This is a genomic window from Sphaerisporangium sp. NPDC051017, assembly GCF_040683095.1.
Taxonomy (GTDB): domain Bacteria; phylum Actinomycetota; class Actinomycetes; order Streptosporangiales; family Streptosporangiaceae; genus Sphaerisporangium.
Genome location: NZ_JBFBCI010000046.1, coordinates 17,622 through 36,836 on the forward strand (window position 1 = coordinate 17,622; position 19,215 = coordinate 36,836).

Consider the following 19,215-nt stretch of genomic DNA (forward strand, 5'->3'; position numbering starts at 1 on the left):
GGTAATGATCACGGGCACATCGAAGGCACATTGAAGGCACACCGGCGACGCCCCTTCGGGGCCGTTCTGCCGCAATCATCCCGGTTTACTGGCAGTCACAGCATCCTTTAAGGTTCACGCTAGAGATCAACAAGTCTTGTCGTGGGCCCTTTCCCTCAGGAGAGCCGTGCTGTTCGAGGTGCTTGGACCGATCCTGGTGCGAAACGACGAGGGCGAGGTACTGCAGATCGCCCAAGGGCTGCCTCGGGTTCTGCTCGCGCTGCTATTATTCAAGGCCAACCTGCCGATCCCCGCCGATCGTCTGATCGACTGGCTCTGGCACGGCAAACCGCCGAAGTCCGCGAGGAGCAATCTCAAGACCTACGTGGCGATGCTCCGAGCCGTGCTGACGCCGGGCAGCCTCCCTGTCCGCACTGCCGGAAACGGCTATCTCCTCGTCATGGAGCCGGACAGTCTGGATGCCACGGCCTTCGGCCGCCTGGCCGCAGGTGGGAGGCAAGCCGTCCGTGATCACGATCTGGTCGGCGCGAGCCGGCTGTTCGAGCAGGCGCTGAGCATGTGGCGGGGGGAGGTACTCCATGGACTCGACCTCAGAGGAGAGCTGGCGGATTGGGCTCGTCGCCTGGAGGACGAGCGCCTGACCGTGTCGGAGGATCTGATCGACGTCAAGCTCGCGCTCGACCGCCATAACGACACCATCGGTGATCTGCTGTCCCACACCGCCAGGCATCCCCTACGCGAGCGCGGCCATGCCCAGCTCATGTTGACTCTATATCGTTCCGGACGCCAATCCGAGGCCCTGGACGCTTACCACCGACTGAGTCGCACTCTCGTCGACCAGACCGGGGTCAAACCCGGACACCACGTGCGGGAGCTTCACTCCAAGATCCTCAACGGGCATCCTCCCCTCGCCCATGGACCCCTCGAGAACTCGATGTGAGGCTTCCGTACGTGACCGCAGCGGGCGCGACCGGGCGGGGTCATGGAGTGAGGCGGTCCATGGCCTTGCGGATGCGTTTGTCGGAGATGGGGTACGGGGTGCCGAGGGTTTGGGCGAAGTAGCTGACGCGTAGCTCTTCCAGCATCCAGCGGATCTCCACCACCGCGTCCTCGGAGCGGCGGGGCTCGGGGAGGCGGGTGAGGAGGTCCTCGTACGCCAGGCGGATCTCGTCGAGCTGGAGCATGCGCTCGTGGTCGCGGTAGGGGTCGTCGGGGAGTTTCTCGAGGCGGCGTTCGACGGCCCGCAGGTAGCGCTGGAGGTCGGGCAGGCGGCGGTACCCGGTCTCGGTGACGAAGCCGGGGAAGACGAGCGTGGACAGGTGCTCGTCGATCTCCTCCAGCGCGTCGGCGGGGCTCTTCATCGCGGCGAGCGTGCCGCGCACCCCCTGCCAGACGACCAGGATGCGCTCGACGCGGGACACGGCCTCGGCGGTGGTGTCGTACAGCTCGGCGCGTACGTGGTCGTGGACGCGCCGGAAGTCGGCGGGCGTCCAGGCCGGGCCGCCCGCGTCGGCGATGAGCTTGTCCGCCGCGGCCGTCACGCAGTCCTCGAAGAGGTCGGCGGCGTCGCGGTGGGGGCTGTGGCTGAGGGCGAGCTTCTGCTGGGTGCTCAGCCCGCGCAGGATCGCCTTGGCGGGCGAGGTCACGTCGAGCAGGACGAGCCGGCGCATGCCCTTCCACATGGCGGCCCGCTGCTCGGCCTCGGTCTCGAAGACGCGGATCGCGACCGAGGCGCCCTCGTCCACCAGCGCCGGGTACGCCTTGACGCGGCCCTGTTCGAACAGCTTGGGCAGGTCGCCGAAGTTCCACGCGCGCAGGCCGGAGCGTTCGAGCTCCTCGCCGGCGCGCGACAGCGTGGCGCGCACTTTGGGGGCGAGGCGGCGTTTCAGCGCCTCCAGGTCCTTGTCCTCGCCGACGGTGCGCTTGCGCTCGTCCACGACGCGGTAGGTGACGCGCAGGTGGTCGGGCAGGCGGGCCGGGTCGAAGGAGTCCGGCGGGACGCGGACGCCGGTGAGCCGCAGCAGCTCGCGGGACACGGCCTCGGCGACCGCCTCCTGACCGGGCGTGACGTTCTGCAGGACGGACCGGGCGTAGTTGGGCGCGGGGACGAAGTTGCGGCGCAGCGGCTTGGGCAGCGAGCGGATCATCTCGGTGACCAGCTCCTCGCGCAGGCCGGGGACCTGCCAGTCGAAGCCGTCGCCCTCGAACTGGTTGAGCACCTGCAGCGGTATGTGGACGGTCACGCCGTCGGCGTCCGCGCCCGGCTCGAACTGGTAGGTGAGGCGCATGCGCTGGCCGAGGTGCCGCCACGCGTCCGGGTACGCCTGGTGCAGGTCGCCGGCGTCGGCGCCCGCGTTGATGAGCATGTCGGCGGTGAACGTGAGCAGCTCGGGCTCGTCCTGCCGCTTGCGCTTCCACCAGGTGTCGAAGTGAGGGCCCGAGACGACGTCCTCGGGGATGCGCTTGTCGTAGAAGTCGAACAGCGTCTCGTCGTCGACAAGGATGTCGCGCCGGCGGGCGCGGGTCTCGAGCTCCTCGACCTCCGACAGCAGCCGCCGGTTGTCCTTCAGGAAGCGGTGGTTGCTCTCCCAGTCGCCCTCGACCAGGGCGTGCCGGATGAACAGGTCGCGGGACAGTTCGGGGTCGATGCGCCCGTAGGGGACCTTGCGTTCCACGACGATCGGCACGCCGTACAGCGTGACCTTCTCATGCGCCATGACGGCGCCCTGGTTCTTCTCCCAGTGCGGCTCGCTGTAGGTGCGCTTGACGAGGTGCCCGGCGAGCGGTTCGATCCACTGCGGCTCGATCTTGGCGACGACGCGCGCCCACAGGCGCGAGGTCTCGACCAGCTCGCCGGCCATGACCCAGCGGGGCTGCTTCCTGAACAGCCCCGAGCCGGGGAAGATGGCGAACCGGGCGCCCCGCGCGCCGATGTACTCGCGCATGGCGCGGCGGCGCGAGCCTTCCTCGTTCTTCTCGACGTCCATCACGCCGATGTGGGACAGCATGCCCGCCAGCAGCGAGACGTGGATCGGATATGCCTCGGCGCGGGTGGAGTTGAGCGTGATGCCCATGCCCGTGGCGACGTGCCGGAGCTGGCTGTAGATGTCCTGCCACTCGCGGACGCGCAGGTAGTTGAGGTAGTCGGCCTTGCACATGCGCCGGAACTGGCTGGAGGACAGCTCCTTCTGCTGCTCGCGCAGGTGGTCCCACAGCTTGAGGTAGGTGAGGAAGTCGGATTCCTTGTCGGCGAAGCGCGCGTGCTTCTGGTCGGCCTGGGCCTGCTTGTCGGCGGGCCGCTCGCGCGGGTCCTGGATGGACATCGCCGCCGCGATGACCATGACCTCGGCGGCGCAGCCGTTGGCGTCGGCGGCCAGCACCATGCGGGCCAGGCGCGGGTCGACGGGGAACTGGGCGAGCTTGCCGCCGATGGGTGTGAGCCGGCGGTCGTCGTCGAAGGCGCCGAGCTCGTGCAGCAGGTTGACGCCGTCCTTCACCTGCCGCTGGTCGGGCGGCTCGACGAACGGGAAGGCCGTGATGTCGCCGAGGCCGAGCGTGGTCATCTGGAGGATGACCGAGGCGAGGTTGGTGCGCAGGATCTCGGGGTCGGTGAACTCCGGCCGCCCGAGGAAATCCTCCTCGGCGTACAGGCGGACGCAGATGCCGTCGGAGGTGCGGCCGCAGCGGCCTTTGCGCTGGTTGGCGGACGCCTGCGAGATGGGCTCGATGGGCAGGCGCTGGACCTTGAGCCGGTGGCTGTAGCGGGAGACGCGGGCGAAGCCCGGGTCGATGACGTACTTGATGCCCGGGACGGTGAGGGAGGTCTCGGCGACGTTGGTGGACAGGACGATCCTGCGCCCGCGGTGGGACTGGAAGACGCGGTGCTGCTCGCCGGCCGACAGCCGCGCGTACAGCGGCAGGACCTCCTCTTTTCGGCCTTTCAGCGCCTCGGCGGTGTCGCGGATCTCACGCTCGCCGCTGAGGAAGACCAGGATGTCGCCGGGCCCCTCGGCGCACAGCTCGTCCACGGCGTCGACGATCGCCTGCGCCTGGTCCTCCTGCTCGTCGGTGATCGGGCGGTAGCGGACCTCGACGGGGTAGGTGCGCCCGGAGACCTCGACGATCGGGGCGTCGCCGAAGTGGCGGGAGAAGCGCTCGGGGTCGATGGTGGCCGAGGTGATGATCACCTTGAGGTCGGGACGCCGGGGCAGGAGCTGTTTCAGGTAGCCGAGGATGAAGTCGATGTTGAGGCTGCGCTCGTGGGCCTCGTCGATGATCAGGGTGTCGTAGCGGGACAGGAGGCGGTCGCGCTGCATCTCGGCCAGCAGGATGCCGTCGGTCATCAGCTTGACCAGCGTGTCGTCCCCGGAGTGGTCGGTGAAGCGCACCTTGTACCCGACGGCGCCGCCGAGCGGGATGGCGAGCTCCTCGGCGATGCGCTCGGCGACCGTCCGGGCGGCGATCCTGCGCGGCTGGGTGTGGCCGATCTGGCCCTTGACGCCCCGGCCGAGCTCCAGGCAGATCTTGGGGATCTGCGTGGTCTTGCCCGACCCGGTCTCACCGGCGACGATGACCACCTGGTGGTCCCGCACGGCTTCGAGGATGTCGTCCCTGCGGGCGCTGACCGGCAGGTTCTCCGGATAGGTGAGCGGGGGGACGAGGGCCCGCCGCGCCTCCACCCGGGCCTCGGCCGCCTCGATCTGGCCGGTCACCTGGTCGGCGATGGCCCTCAGCGCCTTGTGGTCGCGCACCTTGCGCGCGCCGTCGATGCGGCGGCGCAGCCTGATCTCGTCGCGCAGCATCAGCGCGGGCAGGCGTTCGCGCAGGCCGGTCAGGGGCGATGTCACCGAAGAAGATCCCATGGTCGCTTTCCCGGCCGTCCCGTCGAACAGCCGCCACCGGCAAGGATAAGCAACCCGCCCGGGGTCTTCGCCAACGGTTTAGCGGCGACCCCGGGGTGCTCCGGCATGTGAGGTCACCGGCGCGGGTCGCGGCGAGCGCTCTCGGCATCCGCCCGTAGGGGTTCTCAGCGCCGCCCGCCGGGGGGCTCAGCGCGCGCTCAGCAGATGGCCGGGCGAGTCGGCGGTGAACTTCAGGGTCTTCTCCAGGCAGACGATCGCCCCCTGCCGGGGACGGTTCATGAACCGCACATCGTCCGCGAGCGCGCGCATGATCTGGAGCCCGCGGCCGTGCTCGGCGAGCGGCAGGCCGGGACGGATCTTCTCCGGATCGAACCCCCGTCCGGTGTCGACCACGGTGATCAGGCATCTGTCGTCCACGAGCTCGACGCTGACCGTGTACTCGTCGCCCTCGGTGGCGTGCCGGATGACGTTGGAGCACGCCTCGGTCAGCATGAGCTGCACGTCCTCGGTGATGTGACGCTCGACGCCGAGGACCTCCAGCTCGGCGCCGAGAATCTGCCGGGTGACGGACACGCTCGCCGCGTCCCTGGGCAAGCGCAATGCGATGGTCACCTTCACGGTTCCTCCTTCTCACCCACCCCGATAGGTGCCCTCAGGATCACGTGCAAACACAGAAGCACGTCATGATTGCGCCGGTCTCCGTGACCTCCTGCGGCCACGGAGGGACCGCGCGGGCCGCCCCGGACCGGCGCGCCGTGCGGCCCGTCTCAGCAGTGGCCGCTGGGCGCGGCGGCCGAGGCGGCGGCGAGCGCGGCCCCGATGATCCCGGCGTTGTTCAGCAGCGCGGCGGGCACGACTCTGGTCCCGGGCAGGTCGATGTAGTGCAGGAACTTGTCGGCCTTCCTGCTGACTCCACCGCCGATGACGATCACCGCCGGCGACATGAGCATCTGGATGTGCTCCAGGTACTTCTGGACGCGGTGGGCCCACTTCTCCCAGTTCAGGCCGTGCGCCTCGCGGGCGTGGTCGGACGCGCGGTGCTCGGCCTCGTGCCCGTCCAGCTCCAGGTGCCCGAACTCGGTGTTGGGGATGAGACGGCCGTCCATGATCAGCGCGCTGCCGATGCCGGTGCCGAAGGTCAGGGTGACGACCAGGCCGTCCTGGTCCCGGCCGGCGCCGAAGGCGGCCTCGGCGAGGCCCGCCGCGTCGGCGTCGTTGAGGACGATGACGCCGAGGCCGCCCGCCTCGGTGAACAGGGCGCGCGCGTCGAGGCCGATCCAGGCGTGGTCGACGTTGGCGGCGGTCGTGGTGACGCCGTTCACCACGACGCCGGGGAAGGTCACCCCGACCGGGCCGGTCCAGTCGAAGTGGCGGATGATGTCCCGGACGACCTCGGCCACGGGGCCGGGGGCCGAGGGACTGGGCGTCGGTATTCGCAGGCGCTCCGCGAGCAGTGTCCCAGTGGCGGTGTCCACGGGGGCGCCCTTGATCCCCGAGCCGCCGATGTCGATTCCCAGTGCGTTCATATGCCGCTCCCCACCAATCGGGTCCCCACCAATCGGGCTCCGCGCCGAACAGGCCTAGCCGATTACTGCCACGTACACGGCAGAACTACCATCCGCTTCCCGTATTGCGGGCATCGGCGCCGTACCGATCTGGTAGGGATGACGGGTGCCGACCTTCACGTCCGCCTTCACATCCACGGTCTCGTCCAGGTTCTCGTCCACGCGGGCCGCGCTCCTCACGACCGCCCTACTCGCGACCGTGGTCACCACCGTAGCCACCACTGTGGTTACCATGGCGATCGCGGCCCCGGCCGCCGCGAGCCCCTCGGCGGCGCCGCGCCCGCCGAAGATCCCCGCGGGCACCGCGGCGAGCTACGTGGTGTTCGACCGGGTCACGGGCAGGACCACGCTGTCGTACAAGCCGCACGTCCGGTTCCGCTCGGCGTCGGTCGTGAAGGTCCTCATCGCGCTGGACTACCTGGAGTCGCGCAAGCCCGGCACCGCCATGCCGCCCGGCGACGCCGACCTGCTGCGGCGCATGCTGCGCGCCAGCGACGACGACGCGGCGACGGCCTTCTGGAACCGGGGCGGCCGGGCCGCGATCATCGACCGCGTGGTGCGCCGCCTCAAGCTGGTGGACACCGGGCCGCCGCCCGCGTCCAAGCCCGGCTTCTGGGGGTACACCGCGCTCAGCGCGTCGGACGTCGTGAAGACGTACCGCTACCTGCTGGAGCGGGCGAACCCGGCGGTGCGGGACGTGATCCTGGGCCACCTGAGCAACGCCACGCGGTGCGCCGCGGATGACTTCGACCAGTATTTCGGGATCCCGAGCGCCGTCCCACGTCCGTGGGCGGTCAAGCAGGGCTGGTCGGGGTACGGCGCCCACCCGGCGGTCCCGTGCTCGGGCACGCGGGCGAGCGGCCGGGCCTCCGCGAGCGACGCCGGGATCACGGGCGCCTCGTCGGCGACGCTCGCCCCGGGCACGGCTGCGGACGCCGCCACGGCCGCCCGTGAGAGCACCCCCGCGTCGTCAGCGTCGCCCGCGCGTCCGCCGGTGAACCTCGCGCGCCCGGTGCTGCACACCACAGGCCTCGCCGGCAAGGGTGACCGCCTCATTATGGCCGTGCTCACGCTCCAGCCGGCGGGGGCGTCCTACAAGTCCTCCGCGGCCAGGCCGACCGCGCTGACCAGGGAGGTCTACCGCGCGGGCCTGCCGCGGTAGCCGTCACCCCCGGCCGCCGGGTCTCCTCCAAGGCGGCGGGCGTGCGACATCGGAAAGTTGCGCGGCGCGCCCGGCCCGGGTTCATCGGGTTTCTCCGGACGCGCCGCGGACGGGCCCCGCAGGGCCAGTGCTCAAGGTCAGTGCGGTGACAACGCCGGCTCCCGCTCGGCGGCCGAGGGCGGCGGCGTGGGGTGGTCCTCGTCGAGCAGGGTGGACTCGTCGAAGGGGAGGCGGCCGGCCAGGACCTCCTCGGCGCGGTCGCGGTCGAAGTCGCGCACCCAGTTGCCGATCAGGACGGTGGCCACCGCGTTACCGGCGAAGTTGGTCAGCGCGCGGGCCTCGGACATGAACCGGTCGATGCCCACGATGAGGCCGACACCGTCGACCAGCCCGGGGCGGTGCGACTGGAGGCCGCCGGCGAGCGTGGCGAGCCCCGCGCCGGTGACGCCGGCCGCGCCCTTCGAGGCGATGATCATGAACACGAGCAGCGCGATCTGCTCGCCGAGCGACAGCGGGGCGCCGGTCGCGCTGGCCACGAACAGCGTCGCCATCGTGAGGTAGATCGCGGTGCCGTCCAGGTTGAACGAGTAGCCGGTCGGGACGGTGATGCCGACGACCGCGCGGCCCACCCCGAGGTGCTCCATCTTCGCGATCAGGCGCGGCAGCGCGGACTCCGAGGAGGACGTCGACAGGATCAGCAGGAACTCGCGGCCGAGGTAGCGCAGCAGGGACCACAGGTTGATCCCGGCGAACAGCCGCAGGATCGCCCCGAGGACGACGCCGACGAACAGCAGGCACGTGATGTAGAAGCCGATCATCAGGACGGCGAGGCTGCGCAGCGCGTCGAACCCGCCCGCGCCGGTGACGGCGGCCATCGCGCCGAACGCGCCCACCGGCGCCGCCCACATGATCATCGCGAGGATGCGGAAGACGAGGCGCTGGATGTGGCCGAGCCCGGTGAGGATCGGCGCGCCGCGCCGGCCCATCGCCTGGAGCGCGAAGCCGGTGAGCAGCGCCACGAGCAGGGTCTGCAGCACCTGGCCGGAGGTGAACGCCGAGACGAGCGTGGTGGGGACGATGCCGAGCAGGAACGTGGTCGTGTCGCTCTCGCCGCCCTTGGCGGCCTGGTCCTCGGCGGCCTTGCGCAGCGCGTCGGTGAGCTGGAGTCCCTCGCCGGGGTGCAGAAGGTTGCCGACCACCAGGCCGATGACCAGCGCGACCGTGGACATGACGACGAAGTAGCCGATGGCCAGGCCGCCCACCTTGCCGACCTTGGCGGCCTCGGCGACCGACCCGACGCCGAGCACGATGGTGCAGAAGATGATGGGGCTGATCATCATCTTGATCAGCGCCACGAAGGCCGTGCCGAGGGGTTTGAGGGCGACGCCGGCGTCCGGGGCCACCAACCCGACGAGGATGCCCGCGACCACCGCGACGATCACCGCCAGGTACAGATACCGGGTGCGATCACGGGGCGGCGGGGACACCGGGGTGCCGGGGGTGTCCGGGGTGATTGTCGTGGTCACACGACCCTCCCTGTTTCCGCAGGTGCTGGGGGATGCGTATCGAGCGACTATCCCCCGGCCAGTGATCTGCGTCACTATTACGTACATTTCGTTCGCCAACGAAGGGTCACCGCGATCCGTGAGAAAGGAGCCGCCGCGTGGACGCCGTGACGCCCCTCTTCCCTCGCCTCCGGCGATGGAGTCTGGCCGGGCAGATGCTCACCCTGCAGATCGCCGTCGTCGGCATCACCGTGGCCGGCGGCACGCTGCTCACGTTCCTGCACATCCGCCAGTTGCTGATCGACGAGGCGGGCGCCACGACCAAGGCGGTGGCCGTCAGCGTGGCCGACTCCCCCGCCGTCCTGGCCGCCCTCGCCGACCCCGACCCCTCGGCGGTGCTCCAGCCGTACGCCGAGAAGGTGCGCACGGAGGCCGGGCTGGACTTCATCACGATCATGAACCCCGAGGGCCGCCGGTACACCCATCCGAACCCGGCGGAGATCGGCAGGCGGTTCCTCGGCAACACCGCCCCCGCCCTCGCCGGCCGCACGTTCACCGAGACCTACACCGGCACGCTCGGCCCGTCCGTGCGCGCCGTCACGCCCGTGCGGGACTCCGGCGGGCACGTGCGCGCGCTGGTCGCCGCAGGCATCACGGTCGAGAAGATCAGCGCGCAGCTCCGCGAGCAGCTCGCGACGGCCGCGCTGACCGGGGCGATCGGCCTGTCGGCGGGCACGGCGGGCACGTACCTGGTGGGCGCGCGCCTGCGCCGCCAGACCCACGGGCTGCGCTCGGCCGAGCTCAGCCGCATGTACGAGTACCACAACGCGATCCTGCACGCGGTGCGCGAGGGCCTGCTGCTGGTGAACGCGGAACACCGGCTGACGCTGGCCAACGACGGCGCGCGCGAGCTGCTCGGCCTGCCGCCGGACGCCGAGGGGCTGCACGTCTCCGCGCTCGGGCTGCCGCCGTCGCTGGCCGAGGCGCTGACCTCGGGCGACGACCGCGCGGACGAGATCCACCTGACCGGCGACCGCGTGCTCGTGGTGAACGCCGCCGTCGTCCGCTCGGGCGCGCGCTCGCTCGGCACGGTCGTGACGCTGCGCGACCACACCGAGCTGCAGGCGCTGACCGGCCAGCTCGACGCCGAGCGCGGCTTCGCCGAGTCGCTGCGCTCGGCCGCGCACGAGGCCGCCAACCGGCTGCACACGGTGGTGACCCTGGTCGAGTTGGGCCGGGCCGAGCAGGCGGTCGCGTTCGCCACGGCCGAGCTGAAGGCCGCCCAGCAGCTCACCGACCGCGTGGTGGGCGCCGTGCGCGAGCCCGTGCTCGCCGCCCTGCTGCTCGGCAAGACCGCCGAGGCCGCCGAGCGCGGGGTGGAGCTGTCGATCAGCCCCGAGAGCGAGCTGGACGACGTCGCGCTGGACGGGCGCGACCTGGTGACCATCGTCGGCAACCTCATCGACAACGCGGTGGAGGCGGCCATGACCGGGCCGCCGCCCGCCCGCGCCGCCGTCCACCTGAGTGCGGGGGACGGGGGCTTCCTGGTCCGCGTCTCCGACAGCGGGCCGGGGCTCGGCGCGGACGAGGCCAAGGACGCCTTCCGGCGCGGGTGGACGACCAAGGGCGACGGCCGGGGGCTCGGGCTGGCCATGGTCGGCCAGGCGGTGCGCCGCCTCGGCGGGACGATCGAGGTCGAGCACGGCGGACGGGGTGCGGTCTTCACCGTACGGCTGCCGCTGACGGGTCCGGCTCCGGCTACTGGGCCGGCCGCCGGGAAGGAGGAGGAAGCGTGATCTCGGTGCTGATCGTCGAGGACGAGGAGCTGACCGCAGAGGCCAACCGCCTGTACGTCGGCCGCGTCCCGGGGTTCCAGGTGCTCGGGGTGGCCCGTACGGGGGACGAGGCGCTGCGGTTCCTGCGGCGGCGGCCGGCCGACCTGGTGCTGCTCGACCTGTACCTGCCGGACATGCACGGGCTGGACGTGTGCCGGGCGCTGCGCGCGGCGGGCGTCCTGTCGGACGTGATCGCGGTCACCTCCGCGCGCGACCTCGCGGTGGTGCGCTCGGCGGTGTCGGTGGGGGTGGTGCAGTACCTGCTCAAGCCGTTCACCTTCGCCGCGCTGAGCGAGAAGCTGGAGCGGTACGCCGAGTTCCGCTCCTCCGTCGGCGGGCCGGGCGAGGTGAGCGGGCAGGGCGAGGTGGACCGCGCGCTGTCTGCGCTGCGGGGGACGGCCCGCGTCCCGCTGCCGAAGGGGATGACGCAGGCGACGCTGGACGCCGTGGCCGGCGAGCTGCGCAGGGCGCAGGGCGGGCTGTCGGCGCAGGCCGTGGGCTCGGCGATCGGCGTCTCCCGGGTGACGGCCCGGCGCTATCTGGAACACCTCGCCGGGACGGGCAGCGTGCGCCGGGTCCCCCGGTACGGCGGGCTCGGACGCCCTGAGCTGCTCTACCAGAGCGTCTGAGCCCCGCCGCCGCGTCCCTCGCGCCCATGAGCGGGGGCCCCAGGCGGGCGTCCGGACGGGTCAGGACTACTTGGCGAGTTCCTTGCTGACGCCGTTGGGCCCGTCGTACTCGCGGTCGGGCAGGCGCCCGAGGGCCTTCATCGCCTGCTCGTCCGCGCCCTTCTTCTTGGCGTGGTCCACCAGCTCCTGCTTGCTCGCGGGGTAGTCAACTCCGGAAAGGTACTTCTGCACGTGGATGAAGTCCGTCTGTGTCATGGTTCCTCCTTTTCGTCATGGTTCCTGTCCCCGGCGAATCAGCTGGAAACCAGGCCATTCCACCTCAGAAGAACGCGATGCACGAGTCTTTACGTCACCTTCCCCCTCCACTGCACGACTCCTTCCTAACCGGAGTGAATCAGACGGATCCCACCGCCGGTGACGCCGTCCGCGCGGCACCCCACCCTCTCGCCGCACGCCGCCGGCGACGCCGATCTCCATGACGGACACCCCGACCTGGAAAACGCGAGAACTTTTCTGGTTTGAATCGAGGCAGGTCAACACCACTTTTTGGTTTCAAACCAGGTCAACCCCGGAATTTCTCCGAAGTCACCCCAGGAATCCCGCACTTTCATAAACACACAGGTCAAGCCCGCCGACAATGACAGTTATCACGAATGCAACAGTGACAGCGGCATATGACCCCTGTGGGCAGCGTCACTAGCCATCGCTGGGGTTATCCGTAATTCTCATCCCAGCGATCGTGCGGCGAGCAGCGGTGAGAGGGGCGTGGAACGTGATCAGCAGATACGAGATCTATTGCCTGGCCGATCCACTGTTTTACGACACCCTTGACAACCAGCGGACGAAGTACCCCGACTTTCCCATAGCGGACAGAAAGGTTCCCCCCGGCTGGCGTCACCGCGCGACGGACACGTGGCTGCACTACGGGCCCGAGGAGGACGTGCTCCCGGCCCAGGGATGGAAGATCCACGTCTCCGCCCGCCTGGCCGACGCCGAGCGGACGCTGGACACCGTCTGGGACTACTGCGTCGGCCGCCGGCTCAGCTTCAAGTTCCTGCGCGGGCCGCGCGTCGTGACGATGCTCAACTCCAAGTACGCCGACCGGGGCAGCAGCGGCAAGCTGGTCACCATCTACCCCGCCGACGAGGCCGAGCTGGAGCTCGTGGTCAAGGAGCTGGACGGCCTGCTGCGCGGCGTGCGCGGCCCGTACATCCTCAGCGACCTGCGCGTCGGCGAGGGCCCGCTGTTCGTCCGCTACGGCGGCTTCGCCGAGCGCTACACCCTGAACGCCGACCGCGACCGCGTCCTCGCGATCGAGAACCCCGGCGGCGAGCTCGTGCCCGACCGGCGCGGCCCGTCCTTCTCGCCCCCGTCCTGGGTGACGCTGCCGGCCTTCCTGGAGCCCCACCTGGCCGCCCGCAACGCGGTCACGCTCACCGGCCTGCCGTACACCGTCGAGGACGTGCTGCACTTCTCCAACGGCGGCGGCGTCTACAAGGGCACGGACACGCGCACGGGCGAGACGGTCGTCCTCAAGGAGGCCAGGCCGTACGCCGGGCTGGACGCGGCCGGGCGCGACGCGGTGGCCCGCCTCCGGCACGAGGCCGAGATCCTGCGCCGGCTCGACGGGCTGGACGCGGTGCCCGCGCTGCGCGACTACTTCGAGCTCGGCGAGCACCACTTCCTCGTCCAGGAGTTCGTGGACGGCACCACGCTCAGCCAGGAGTCGATCCACCGCCACCCCCTGACCCGCGCGACCATCACCGCCGAGGACGCCGCCGAGTACACCGAGTGGGCGCTCGCCATGCTGGACCGCGTCGACCGCGCCGTCACCTCGCTGCACGGGCGCGGCGTCGTCTTCGGCGACCTGCACCCCTTCAACGTCCTGGTCGAGGGCGACCGCGTCGTGCTGATCGACTTCGAGGTCGCCAGCCTGGCGGAGAGGAACGCCCGGCCGACGCTCGCGCACCCCGGCTTCTGCCCGCCGCCCGACCGGCTCGGCGTGGCGGCCGACCGGTACTCGCTGGCGTGCATGCGCCTGAGCCTGTTCGCCCCGATGTCCACGGTGCTCATCCCCCTGCACCGGCCCAAGGTGACCCACCTCGCCGCGCTGGTGCGCGAGACCTTCCCGGTGCCGGGCGACTACGTCGAGGAGGCCGTCCGGACGATCCTCGGCGACTCCGGCGACTCCGATGACTCCGGGAGCACGGCCGCCGGGAGAGGGCGGCCGGGCTCGCGGGCGATGGAGGAGCTGCCGCTGCCGGGCAGGGCGTCCTGGAAGGACATCCGGGACGCCGCCCGCCGGGCCATCCTCGCCTCCGCCACCCCCGAGCGCGACGACCGGCTGTTCCCCGGCGACGCCGCGCAGTTCCAGCCGGGCGGCGGGCTCAACCTGGGCAGCGGCGCGGCGGGCGTCCTGTACGCGCTGGCCGCGACCGGCGCGGGGCGCTACCCCGAGCACGAGAAGTGGCTGCGCGAGCGGGCGTTCGCCCCCGAACCCGGCACCGGCCTCGGCTTCTACGACGGCCTGCACGGCGTGGCCTACGCCTTCGACGCGCTCGGCCGCCGCGAGGACGCCCTGGAACTGGTCACCCTCTGCCTGCGGGAGAGGTGGGAGCAACTCGGCCAGAGCCTGTACGCCGGGCTGTCCGGCATCGGGCTGAACCTGCTGCACCTCGGCCGTACGACCGGGGAACGCGAGCTGCTGGACGCCGCGTACACGATCGTCGACCTGGTCGCCGGGCGGCTCGGCACCGTCGAGAGCGTGCCCGAGGTCAGCGGCGGCGGCAACCCGCACGCCGGGCTGATGCGCGGATCCTCCGGCCCGGCACTGCTGTTCCTCGAAGCGCACGACGCCACCGGCGAGGACGCGCTGCTCGACCTCGCGAGCGTGGCCCTGCGGCAGGACCTGCGCCGGTGCACGCGCCGCGAGGACGGCCAGCTCCAGGTCCAGCAGGGCTGGCGCACGAACCCGTACATGGACGAGGGCTCGGCCGGCATCGGGCTGGTGCTGCGCCGGTACCTCGACCGGCGCGAGGACGAGACGTTCCGGCGGGCGCTTGCGGACATCGGCCCCGTCGCCACCCTCGACTACTACGTCCAGTCCGGCCTGTTCTCCGGGCGGGCCGGAATGATCGCCGCGCTGGCCCTCGGCCTCGTCCCGGGCGTCGGCCGCTCCTCACCCGAGGTGGCCGCCCAGGTGGCGCGGCTGGCCTGGCACGCGATGCCGTACGGCGGCGGGCTGGCCTTCCCGGGCAACCAGTTGCTCCGGCTCTCGATGGACCTCGGCACCGGCACCGCCGGCGTGGTCCTCGCGCTCGGCACCGTGCTGCACGACCGGCCGGTGTCCCTGCCCCTCATCTCCCCGCCCGGCACCCCCGCCGGGTCGGCGGACGGTTCCAGCACGGGAAGGAGGTGACGTGACATGGCGCTCCTGGACCTCCAGGACATGGAGCTCCCCGGCGGCGGCCACGGCGGCGGCGGCAGCAGCCTCAGCCTCTTGGGGTGCACCCCCCACGAGAACAGCAGCCTCAGCATCCTCTGCGGCAACTGACGTTCCGCTCGCGGGACCCCGCGATACCCCTGAACCCCGAAAGATCAACGAAAGGGCGTGATCCCCATGGCGCTTCTCGACCTGCAGGACATGGAACTCCCCGGCGGCGGCCACGGCGGCGGCGGCAGCAACCTCAGCCTGCTGGGGTGCACCCCCCACGAGAACAGCAGCCTCAGCATCCTCTGCGGCAACTGACTCGCGGGCTGAAGCCTGGGGCGGCCCTGCACGGCCGCTCCAGGCTTGTCCATTCCCTGGACTCTTCGAGGGGAAACCTTGGCGATGGCGGAAACCACGGCTCCGTCCGAGGCCTCGGCGGAACGCCGGGCCGACGGGCTCCTGCTGGAGATGGTCCGCCGCAGCGGCGGATGGCCCTACGTCTACGCCGTGGCCGCGCCGGTCGGCGCCGTGGTCGAGCTGCTGCTCCCCGGCGCGCTGGGCCGCGCGGTGGACGTCCTCGTCTCTCCCGGCGGTGACGTCACCGGCGTGCTCCTCGTGTGCGCCTCGCTCGTGGCGGCGGTCGTCGCCTGCGACGCGGTGGGGGTGCTGGCGTCCGGCTCGGGCGGCGCGCAGGCGGCGCGCCTGCTGCGCGGGCGGCTGGTCCGGCACATCCTCGCCGGCGGCCCCGCCATGTCGCGCCGCTTCCCGCCCGGCGACCTGGTCACCCGCGCCGGGGCGAACGCCGAGGAGGTCGGCGCCGCGCCCGAGGCCGTGATCACCGCCGTGTCCCTGCTCGTGCCGGCCGCCGGGTCGCTGGTCGCGCTGGCGCTCATCGATCCCTGGCTCGCCGTGGCGTTCACCGCGGGCCTGGCCGTGATCCTGCTGGTGCTGCGGGCCTTCCTGCGCGAGACCACTGCCGTCTCGGGGGGCTACCAGGAGGCGCAGAGCGACATCGCGTCCCGGCTGATCGACGCGCTGGCGGGCGCGCGCACCATCGCCGCCGCCGGAACCGAGGACCAGGAGGTCCGCCGCGTCCTCGCCCCCCTGCCGCGCCTGCGCACCCATGGCATGGCCCTGTGGCGCGTCAACGCCCGCGCGGGCGTGCAGGCGGCCATCGTCGTCCCGCTGCTGGAGACCGCGGTGATCGGGGTCGGCGGGCTGCTGCTGGCGGCGGGCGAGCTGACGGCCGGGGAGCTGTTCGCGGCGGCCCGGTACGCCGTGCTCGGCGCCGGCATCGGCTCGGCGCTCGGGTACCTGAACCGGCTGGCGCGTGCGCGCTCGGCCGCCCGGCGGGTACGGCAGGTGCTCGACCATCCGGCCCCCGCGTACGGCACCGGCGAGCTGCCCGGCGCGGCCGGGAACGGCGGGCGGCTGGAACTGCGGGACGTCACCGTCCACACCGTCCACGCCGACGGGCGGGCCGTGCTGCGCGACATCGACCTGGTGGTGCCCGCGGGGTCCGTGCTGGCGGTGGTCGGCCGGTCGGGCAGCGGCAAGTCGGCCCTGGCGGCCGTCGCCGGGCGCATGCTCGACCCCGGCCGCGGCGAGGTCCTGCTCGACGGGGTGCCGCTCCCCCGGCTCGCCCGCCCGGCCCTGCGCCGGGCCGTCGGGTACGCCTTCGAGCGGCCCGTGCTCTTCGGCGGCACCCTGCGCGAGGCCATCGCCGCCGGCGGCCCGGACGCGACCATGACGGACGGGACCGTGACGGACGGGGGCATGACGGACGGGGGCATGACGGACGGGGGCATGACGGACGCGGGCATGACGGACGCGGGCATGACGGACCGGGGCGTGACGGACGCCGCCCGGGCCGCCGCGGCCGACGCGTTCGTCCGCAGGCTCCCCCGCGCGTACGACACACCCGTGGACGAGGCGCCCATGTCGGGCGGGGAGCGGCAGCGGGTGGGGCTGGCCCGGGCGTTCGCGCACGGCGGGCGGCTGCTGATCCTTGACGACGCGACGTCCAGCCTGGACACGGTCACCGAGTACCAGGTGGCGCGGGCGCTCACCGAGGAACTGCGCGACCGCACGCGGGTCATCGTCGCCCACCGCGCGGGGACGGCGGCGCGCGCGGACCTGGTCGTGTGGCTGGAGGACGGGCGGATCCGCGGGCGGGGCTCCCACGAGACCCTGTGGGCGGACCCCGCGTACCGGGCGGTGTTCCAGGTCGGCGACCCGCCCGGCCGTCCCCCGGGAGGGACGCCACCGGACGGGCCCGCGTCACCGGACGGCCCGCGGCCCGCGAAGGCCTCCACGTCGCCGGACGCGGTCCGGGACGCCGCGGCGGTGGAGCGAGGATGAGGATCCGCGAGCTGTTGTGGGGGGCGGCGCGGCGGCGGCCCCGCGACCTGGTGCGGCTGTTCGGCTGGTCGTTCGCCGAGGCCGCGCCCTCGTTCGTGTCCGGCCAGGCCATCGCGCACGCGCTGGACGACGGGTTCGCCGCCGGGCGCCCGGTCGCCGGCCTCGGCTGGCTGACGCTGATGGCCGCCGCCTGGCTGACCGCCGCGATCGGCGCCCGCCAGGTGCTCCTGGCCGTCGCCCGCATCGTCGAGCCGTTCCGCGACGCGCTGCTGCGCCACGTCGTCGCCGGGACGCTGCACCGGTCGGCGAGCTCGGGCCTGCGGCCGGACAGCGCCGCCGTCGCCCGGCTCGGCCGCCAGGTGGAGCTCGCCCGCGACTCCTTCGCCGCCGTGATCGCCGTCAGCAGGTCGTTCCTGTTCTCGGTCGCCGGGGTCGTGCTCGGCGTGCTCACGTTGACGGACGGGGTGCTGCCGCTGGTGCTGGCGCCGCTGGTCGCGGGGCTGGCGCTGTTCTCGGCGTCGCTGCCCGCCATGGCCCGGCTGCAGCGGCGGCTGATCCTCGCCGAGGAGGGCACCGCGTCCTCGCTGGCGTCCATGGTGGACGCGCTGCGCGACGTCACGGCGTGCGGCGCGGAGGACCGCGTGGAGGCCGCCGTCGGGCGGGACGTCGCCCGTCAGGCCGGGATCGCCAAGGCGCTCGCCCGGCTCACCGCCGTGCGCACGCTCTCCCTCGCCGTCGGCGGCTGGCTGCCCATCCTCCTGGTCCTGGCCGCCACCCCGAGCCTGGTACGGGACGGGGCGACCGCCGGGGTGATCCTCGGCACGCTGACGTACGTGGCGCAGTCGCTGACGCCCGCGCTCGGCAGTCTCGTCCAGGGGGTCGGGGTGAACGGCGTGCGGCTGGTGGTGGCGCTGGAACGCATCCTGGCGACCGGCGCCCGGCCGGCGGCCGGTTCCCGGGGCGGGCGGGAGATCACGGCGTACCCCGCCACGGCCCCCCTCGCGACGTCCCGGGGCACGGCCGGGGCGCCGCTGCGGTTGCGCGGGGTGACGTTCGCGTACGGGCCGGACGCCGAGCCGGTGGTGTCGGACCTGAACCTGACCGTGCCGGAGGGGGACCACCTGGCCGTCGTGGGGCCGAGCGGCATCGGCAAGTCCACCGTGGCGGCCCTCGCGGCGGGGATCCTGCGGCCCGCGCGCGGGCGGGTGCTGCTCGGGGGCGTCCCCGTGGAGTCGCTCGGCCCGGAGTCCCTGCGCCGGGCGCGCGTCCTCATCCCGCAGGAGGCGTACGTCTTCCGCGGGACGCTGCGCGAGAACCTGGCCTACCTCGCGGCGGGCGGCGCCGCGACGGACTCCGTCCTGGACGGGGCCGTGGAGGCGGTCGGCATGGCGGAGCTGGCGGGGCGGATCGGCGGGTACGAGGCCGTGGTGGACCCGTCCGAGCTGTCCTCGGGGGAACGGCAGCTCATCGCCCTCACCCGCGCGTACCTGTCCCCCGCGCGCCTGGTCCTGCTGGACGAGGCCACCTGCCATCTGGACCCGGCCGCCGAGGCCCGGGCGGAGGAGGCGTTCGCCGCCCGCGAGGGCACGCTGATCGTCATCGCGCACCGCCTCACCTCGGCGCTGCGGGCGCGGCGGGTGCTGGTGATGGACGGCGTCCGGGCGCGGGTGGGCACGCATGAGGAGATGATCGCCGGGTCGCCGCTGTACCGGGACCTGATGGGCCGCTGGGAGGACCCTGTCGCCGCCGAGGCGTGCGACACCCCACGAGAAAACCGACATTGGGCCATAAAATGCCCTTAATTTACCCTCGCCCAGGGTACGTCTCCGATCACGCCGGTTGCGCCTTCCTATTCGGCCTATTTCG

At 72.3% G+C, this 19,215-nt stretch carries 15 protein-coding genes; 9 read left to right on the forward strand and 6 right to left on the reverse strand.

Annotated elements, in window-relative coordinates:
• Positions 1-166 precede the first annotated feature (166 nt).
• Entirely contained in the window at positions 167-940 is a 774-nt protein-coding gene (locus tag AB0M95_RS29270) for an AfsR/SARP family transcriptional regulator (protein ID WP_363771233.1), read from the forward strand.
• A gap of 40 nt (positions 941-980) precedes the next feature.
• Here AB0M95_RS29270 and hrpA read toward each other — a convergent pair whose 3' ends face one another.
• The 4 genes from hrpA to AB0M95_RS29290 all read right to left on the reverse strand — a co-directional run bounded on the left by hrpA (position 981) and on the right by AB0M95_RS29290 (position 6,589).
• Positions 981-4,862: an ATP-dependent RNA helicase HrpA gene (gene hrpA / locus AB0M95_RS29275; RefSeq protein ID WP_363771236.1), complete on the reverse strand. Its 3,882-nt coding sequence runs from the start codon at positions 4,860-4,862 to the stop codon at positions 981-983.
• 186 nt (positions 4,863-5,048) lie between these two features.
• Entirely contained in the window at positions 5,049-5,480 is a 432-nt protein-coding gene (locus tag AB0M95_RS29280) for an ATP-binding protein (RefSeq protein ID WP_363771239.1), read from the reverse strand.
• 149 nt (positions 5,481-5,629) lie between these two features.
• Positions 5,630-6,388 carry a polyphosphate--glucose phosphotransferase gene (gene ppgK, locus AB0M95_RS29285; RefSeq protein WP_363771242.1) on the reverse strand — a complete coding sequence of 253 codons (759 nt, stop codon included), beginning with the start codon at positions 6,386-6,388 and terminating at the stop codon, positions 5,630-5,632.
• A 54-nt stretch (positions 6,389-6,442) separates the two neighbouring features.
• Positions 6,443-6,589 carry a hypothetical protein gene (locus AB0M95_RS29290; protein WP_363771245.1) on the reverse strand — a complete coding sequence of 49 codons (147 nt, stop codon included), beginning with the start codon at positions 6,587-6,589 and terminating at the stop codon, positions 6,443-6,445.
• A 70-nt stretch (positions 6,590-6,659) separates the two neighbouring features.
• Here AB0M95_RS29290 and AB0M95_RS29295 point away from each other — a divergent pair, with 70 nt between their 5' ends.
• Positions 6,660-7,589: a hypothetical protein gene (locus tag AB0M95_RS29295; RefSeq protein ID WP_363771248.1), complete on the forward strand. Its 930-nt coding sequence runs from the start codon at positions 6,660-6,662 to the stop codon at positions 7,587-7,589.
• Between the two features lie 137 nt (positions 7,590-7,726).
• On the opposite strand, the gene AB0M95_RS29300 is transcribed toward AB0M95_RS29295, so the two are convergent.
• Positions 7,727-9,115 (reverse strand): cation:dicarboxylase symporter family transporter, encoded by a 1,389-nt coding sequence (locus tag AB0M95_RS29300; protein ID WP_363771250.1) that lies wholly within the window; start codon positions 9,113-9,115, stop codon positions 7,727-7,729.
• 137 nt (positions 9,116-9,252) lie between these two features.
• Between AB0M95_RS29300 and AB0M95_RS29305 the strand changes: the two genes are divergently transcribed.
• Both AB0M95_RS29305 and AB0M95_RS29310 read left to right on the forward strand, forming a co-directional pair.
• Complete coding sequence (locus tag AB0M95_RS29305) at positions 9,253-10,890, forward strand: sensor histidine kinase (protein WP_363771253.1); 1,638 nt, start codon at positions 9,253-9,255, stop codon at positions 10,888-10,890.
• The gene (locus AB0M95_RS29310) at positions 10,887-11,558 is read left to right on the forward strand and encodes a response regulator (RefSeq protein ID WP_363771256.1); all 672 of its coding nucleotides are present in this window, start codon (positions 10,887-10,889) and stop codon (positions 11,556-11,558) included. The genes AB0M95_RS29305 and AB0M95_RS29310 overlap by 4 nt, the downstream gene beginning before the upstream one ends.
• A 66-nt stretch (positions 11,559-11,624) precedes the next feature.
• Here AB0M95_RS29310 and AB0M95_RS29315 read toward each other — a convergent pair whose 3' ends face one another.
• Positions 11,625-11,813, reverse strand: coding sequence for a DUF2795 domain-containing protein (locus tag AB0M95_RS29315; protein ID WP_363771259.1), 189 nt, complete (start codon positions 11,811-11,813; stop codon positions 11,625-11,627).
• Positions 11,814-12,330: 517 nt separating this feature from the next.
• Here AB0M95_RS29315 and lanKC point away from each other — a divergent pair.
• The 5 genes from lanKC to AB0M95_RS29340 all read left to right on the forward strand — a co-directional run bounded on the left by lanKC (position 12,331) and on the right by AB0M95_RS29340 (position 19,151).
• Complete coding sequence (lanKC, locus tag AB0M95_RS29320; protein ID WP_363771262.1) at positions 12,331-14,976, forward strand: class III lanthionine synthetase LanKC; 2,646 nt, start codon at positions 12,331-12,333, stop codon at positions 14,974-14,976.
• A 6-nt stretch (positions 14,977-14,982) separates the two neighbouring features.
• On the forward strand, positions 14,983-15,111 hold the full coding sequence (locus AB0M95_RS29325; RefSeq protein ID WP_363771265.1) for a SapB/AmfS family lanthipeptide: 129 nt from the start codon (positions 14,983-14,985) through the stop codon (positions 15,109-15,111).
• Between the two features lie 66 nt (positions 15,112-15,177).
• Positions 15,178-15,306 (forward strand): SapB/AmfS family lanthipeptide, encoded by a 129-nt coding sequence (locus AB0M95_RS29330; protein WP_358510698.1) that lies wholly within the window; start codon positions 15,178-15,180, stop codon positions 15,304-15,306.
• Between the two features lie 84 nt (positions 15,307-15,390).
• Positions 15,391-17,349 (forward strand): ABC transporter ATP-binding protein, encoded by a 1,959-nt coding sequence (locus tag AB0M95_RS29335; RefSeq protein WP_363771268.1) that lies wholly within the window; start codon positions 15,391-15,393, stop codon positions 17,347-17,349.
• Entirely contained in the window at positions 17,346-19,151 is a 1,806-nt protein-coding gene (locus AB0M95_RS29340; RefSeq protein WP_363771271.1) for an ABC transporter ATP-binding protein, read from the forward strand. Before AB0M95_RS29335 ends, AB0M95_RS29340 begins: the two co-directional genes overlap by 4 nt.
• The last annotated feature ends 64 nt before the right edge of the window (positions 19,152-19,215 follow it).